Source organism: Chitinophaga sp. (assembly GCF_035761305.1).
GTDB lineage: Bacteria > Bacteroidota > Bacteroidia > Chitinophagales > Chitinophagaceae > Chitinophaga.
In genome coordinates this window covers 1-4571 of sequence record NZ_DASTRI010000035.1, presented here as the reverse complement: position 1 = coordinate 4571, position 4571 = coordinate 1, and the positions used below count along the sequence as shown (strand labels likewise).

Here is a 4571-nt window from a genome sequence, read left to right as displayed (position 1 = left end):
ATATTACAGGCGCTTTATACCACGCAAACAGGCGGCATTAAAACATATGTGGATGGCACTTACGAAATAGGCGCCACTGTAAACTTTGGCAGAAACCGCTAGCCGGAAACGCGTAAATAATTAATACCGGCGGGACGTGATTGGTCCCGCCGGTTTTTTTATGCCCGCTGCCTTCAGCATTTGTAAAGCGTTTATTAGTCATTATATTGGGCGGGAAACCATCCTGTAAATGCGCAAACAATTATTGCGGCTAATCATCGGCATCCTGCTGGTTGGCGGTATACCCGGCTTTTCAGAAGCACAAACAGCTATGCCGCCGGTACACGCACCTGCGGCAGACAGCCTCCGGCAGGACTTTAATTTCCTGCGCACGTTGCTCAACACGTATTACCCATCGCTGTACCGCTACAATAGTAAAAGCAGTATGCAGGCCATGCTGGACAGCTGCTATGCCGCCATCCATGAAAATACTACCGCCGCCGGCTTTTATAAAATGCTGAAAGCATTGGTAAGCAGCATTAAAGACGGGCATTTATACGTAGGTCCCCCGCCGGCTGTAAGAAAATATTTCGGCGATACCGCTGTGTTTTTTCCCGTAAAGCTGCGGTTCATTAACAATAAGGTATACAGCATGCAGGCGATGGCCGGCCGGCCGGCGGGCGCCGAAATACTGGCCATTAACCATCGGCCGGTTGCCCGCATCCGGGAAGCGCTGTTTAAATACATTGCCGGCGACGGAGATATAACAACAAAGAAAAACTACGTGCTTAACTCCTTTTTTCATATTTACTATAACATGGTATATGGCAACACCGCAGCATTTAGCGTGGCGGTGAAAACAGCCGGTAACGCCGTTGATACCGTTACATTGCACGCCGTTCCACTGAAGCGCATTCCCGGCATGCGCGATACTCCCGGGAAATTGCTGCAATGCGCCTTCAGGAAAAACAACATTGCCGTGCTCACCATCAGCAGTTTCGACAGCGCTACCCTGCGGAATGCGGGCTTTGATTACCGGCGTTTCCTGGACTCGGCATTTACAGCCATCCACCGGCGCAATGCAGCGGCGCTAATTATCGATCTTCGTGGAAACGGCGGCGGAACAGACCTGTACGGCTCATTGTTATATGCCTATTTAACCAGCCGGCCGTTCCATTATTATAAAAGTCTTACCGCAGCCACCCGGCAGCTGCCTTATGAGCAGTTTAGCCGTACCGTTTCATCGTATAATGATCTAACTTCCGGTATGCTGGATAGCATTGCGCCCCACAGCTACCGGCTGCAACCACAGGCCCATACGAACCTGCAGCTGCTGCAGCCCGCCGGCCACCATTACAATGGAAGGGTGCTGATACTGGCGGATGGATTGAGCTATTCTGTTACGGCTGAATTTTGCGCCGTTGCTAAAAGCTATCGCAGGGCCATATTTATTGGCGAGGAAACCGGCGGGGGATATGAGGGAAACACCTCTGCCGTACAAATTGACACGGTGCTGCCTGCGTCAAAAATCCCCGTTTCATTCGGCACTATTGCATACACCATGGATGTGCGTAAACCCGCCCGCACCGGCCGGGGAACTATTCCGGAATATATTGTCAGCCCCACCATCGATAACATTATTCATAAACGGGATGTACAGTTGGAGTTTGCGCTGAAGCTGGCGGCAGGCGTACCGGAACGCAAATCCCGGCCGCGGCCTTAAGGCGGTTTTGCCGGTTGGGAATTATGACCGAAATTATGCGGATAACCATAAAACCTTTGTTATGAAAACAAAAAAAATCTGGGCCAATTTCAGTGTGCAGGATTTAAACCGAACCACGCAATTCTATAAACAACTCGGATTTAAACAAAACGGGGAGTCGGACCAGCTCACCAGCTTCTTCTTTGGCGACGATAACTTTATCATCCATTTCTTTTTGAAGGATGTACTTGAACCCGGCATGAAGGGACAAATAATCGATACAAAGGCCGGGAACGAAATTATATTTACCCTGGCTGCTGATAGTAAGGAAGCGGTTGACGATTGGGAAAAAGAGGTGCAGCAGGCGGGGGGAACAATTGTTTCCAGGCCGGAAGAATTTGGGAAGGGTTATTACGGTTTCGTGTTTGCTGACCCTGACGGTCACAGATTCAATGTATTTCATATGTAAGCGCATTTAACATTGGTTGCCTCCCGGAATATCTGCACCTTTGTTATACTAAAATCTGAAACCATGATTACAAGCAAAACCGCACTGACCTACGCCCTGGGTGGTCAGCTGAATATCAACCGGGTAGGATATGGCGCCATGCAGCTCACCGGCAACGGCGTATTCGGAGAAGTAGCCGACCGTGAGAACGCTAAAAAAGTATTGCAGGCCGCAGTAGACGCAGGAGTTAACTTTATAGACACTGCCGAAGCCTACGGACCCCAGCTGAATGAAACCCTTATTGCCGATGCTTTATACCCTTACAAACCCGGCCTGGTAATTGCCACCAAAGGCGGCTTTAACCGCCCTGGCCCCGGCGAGTGGGTGCCCAACGGCAAGCCCGACTTCATCCGTCAGAATATTGAAGGCAGCCTGAAACGCCTGAAAGTAGAAACCATTGACCTGTGGCAGCTGCACCGCTTTGATCCCAATGTACCGGTTGAAGAAACACTGGCGCCGGTAGCCGAAGCGGTAAAGGCAGGCAAGATCCGCTATGTAGGTTTATCGGAGGTGGATGTTGAGCAGATCGAAAGGGCAGAGAAGGTAGTGCCCATTGTATCGGTACAGAACCTGTACAACCTGGGCGACCGTAAATGGGAGAATGTGCTGGACTATACCACCCAACGCAACATGGCTTTTATTCCCTGGTTTCCGCTGGCCTCCGGCCCCGAAAGCATGGCGGATAAGATCGGCCGGATTGCCGCCAAACACAATGCCACCACCGCCCAGGTTGCGCTGGCCTGGCTGCTGCAGCGTGCAGATAACATTTTGCTCATTCCCGGCACCAAGTCGTTGCAGCACCTGCACGAAAATATGAAAGCAGCGGAGATAACGCTGTCTGCGGAGGAGTTTGAGGAGCTGGCGAAATAATGTTGTTTATATATTGCAGGAAGAGGTGGTATTTACGTACCACCTCTTTTTGTATGCTTGCGGGGCAGCCTGTATCAAACTTCTTCCGGGCGGCCTGCTCCTGCCTGCGCCCGCCTGTTCACCTTACTATCAGGCATCATCAATCGGGTAAGTAGCCTATCGCTTACAAACATTGTCAACCGTGTCACACCGGGCAAGGTTCGTCGTCGGGCTTGCCCGGTGCTCATTTTTTCGGTTGGTATCGTGCTCCTTTCCGGGCAGCCCGCTCCGGCCTGCGCCCGCCTGTTCACCTTACTATCAGGCATCATCAATCGGGTAAGTAGCCATCGCTGATAAACATTATCAACCGTGTCACACCGGGCAAGGTCCGTCGTCGGGCTTGCCCGGTGCCGAAGCCCCCGGGAAGCAGTGTGTACGCAGCTTTAGCATGTGGCTTTCAACCACTATGCTGCTGGCATTCAGCTTACATACAAGGCTTTCAACATCAGGTATTCAATATCCGACGTACAATACCTGAACCCAACATCCTGCTATAGGTACGGTGACAGATGCACGCGGCAACCCCTTTGCCAGGCTAGGCATTGTGATCAAAGGACAAAAAACCGGCGCCATAGTAGATGAAACCAGCATGACCAGATGAATGCGCCCTACAGGGGAACACTGTGTTCAGCTTTGTAGGCTACATATTCAACATTGGTCCTCAGTATCGGCTTGCAATAACGGTATCAATAACGGGTATTCAGTACTTACATAGGACCCGTTGGTAGTAAGCAAGGGGTAATTACTTTCCGAGCGGTTTTCAATATGTGGTTTTCAATATCCGGGCTCCAATATCCAGGTCTTCCTCCGCATCTCTTGCAAGGCCAAATGACGGCCCTTTGCCCGGCGTGATGCGATGGATGCAGTTTAATAGTGTTGCCGATGCTTATACGCCATATAAGGCTACATGGCAGCACAAACAGGCGGGTGCAGGCCGGAGTTGGCCTTGCAAGAGATAAGGACAAGGATAAGGACAAGGATAAGGACAAGGATAAGGACAAGAGATAAGGACACAAGAGATGAGGACACAAAAGATAAGAATACAAATGATAACAACACAAAAGATAACAACGCAAGAGATAAGGAATGCTTCCTACAAATCCCCCCGCTTCAGCTCCTGCACGGCATAATCGGCAGCGCGGGCGGTAAGCGCCATGTACAGCAGGGAAGGGCTTTGGTTGCCGGTGCTGGCCATGCAGGCGCCGTCGGTTACAAACACATTTTTGCAGTGGTGCAGCTGGTTCCACTTGTTTAACAGCGATGTTTTGGGATCGCTGCCCATGCGGCAGCCACCCATTTCATGAATGTCAAGCCCGGGAGCCTGGTGGTTATCGTATGGCTGTATGTTTTTGCAGCCGGCCTTGTCCAGCATTTCCGCGCTTTGCGTGAGGAAGTCGCGGATCATCCGTTCGTCGTTCTCGTCATAGTCAACCGATATTTTCAGCAGCGGCATGCCGAATTGATCTTTCCGGT

Annotated in this window: 4 protein-coding genes; 3 read left to right on the top strand and 1 reads right to left on the bottom strand. The window is 51.0% G+C overall.

What is annotated here, in order from left to right; all coding sequences use genetic code 11:
• The first annotated feature begins 229 nt into the window (after window positions 1–229).
• The 3 genes from VFS25_RS03745 to VFS25_RS03735 all read left to right on the top strand — a co-directional run bounded on the left by VFS25_RS03745 (window position 230) and on the right by VFS25_RS03735 (window position 3059).
• The gene (locus VFS25_RS03745) at window positions 230–1702 is read left to right on the top strand and encodes a S41 family peptidase (protein ID WP_326460776.1); all 1473 of its coding nucleotides are present in this window, start codon (window positions 230–232) and stop codon (window positions 1700–1702) included.
• 61 nt (window positions 1703–1763) lie between these two features.
• Window positions 1764–2150: a VOC family protein gene (locus VFS25_RS03740; protein ID WP_326460775.1), complete on the top strand. Its 387-nt coding sequence runs from the start codon at window positions 1764–1766 to the stop codon at window positions 2148–2150.
• A gap of 63 nt (window positions 2151–2213) precedes the next feature.
• On the top strand, window positions 2214–3059 hold the full coding sequence (locus tag VFS25_RS03735; RefSeq protein ID WP_326460774.1) for an aldo/keto reductase: 846 nt from the start codon (window positions 2214–2216) through the stop codon (window positions 3057–3059).
• A gap of 1132 nt (window positions 3060–4191) precedes the next feature.
• On the opposite strand, the gene VFS25_RS03730 is transcribed toward VFS25_RS03735, so the two are convergent.
• Window positions 4192–4571: GMC family oxidoreductase (locus VFS25_RS03730; protein ID WP_326460773.1), on the bottom strand; the 380-nt coding region annotated here is incomplete at its 5' end.

Coding starts and splice junctions, on each gene's coding strand:
- VFS25_RS03735 (WP_326460774.1), top strand. CDS start 2,214: ATGATTACAAGCAAAACCGCACTGACCTACGCCCTGGGTGGTCAGCTG.
- VFS25_RS03740 (WP_326460775.1), top strand. CDS start 1,764: ATGAAAACAAAAAAAATCTGGGCCAATTTCAGTGTGCAGGATTTAAAC.
- VFS25_RS03745 (WP_326460776.1), top strand. CDS start 230: ATGCGCAAACAATTATTGCGGCTAATCATCGGCATCCTGCTGGTTGGC.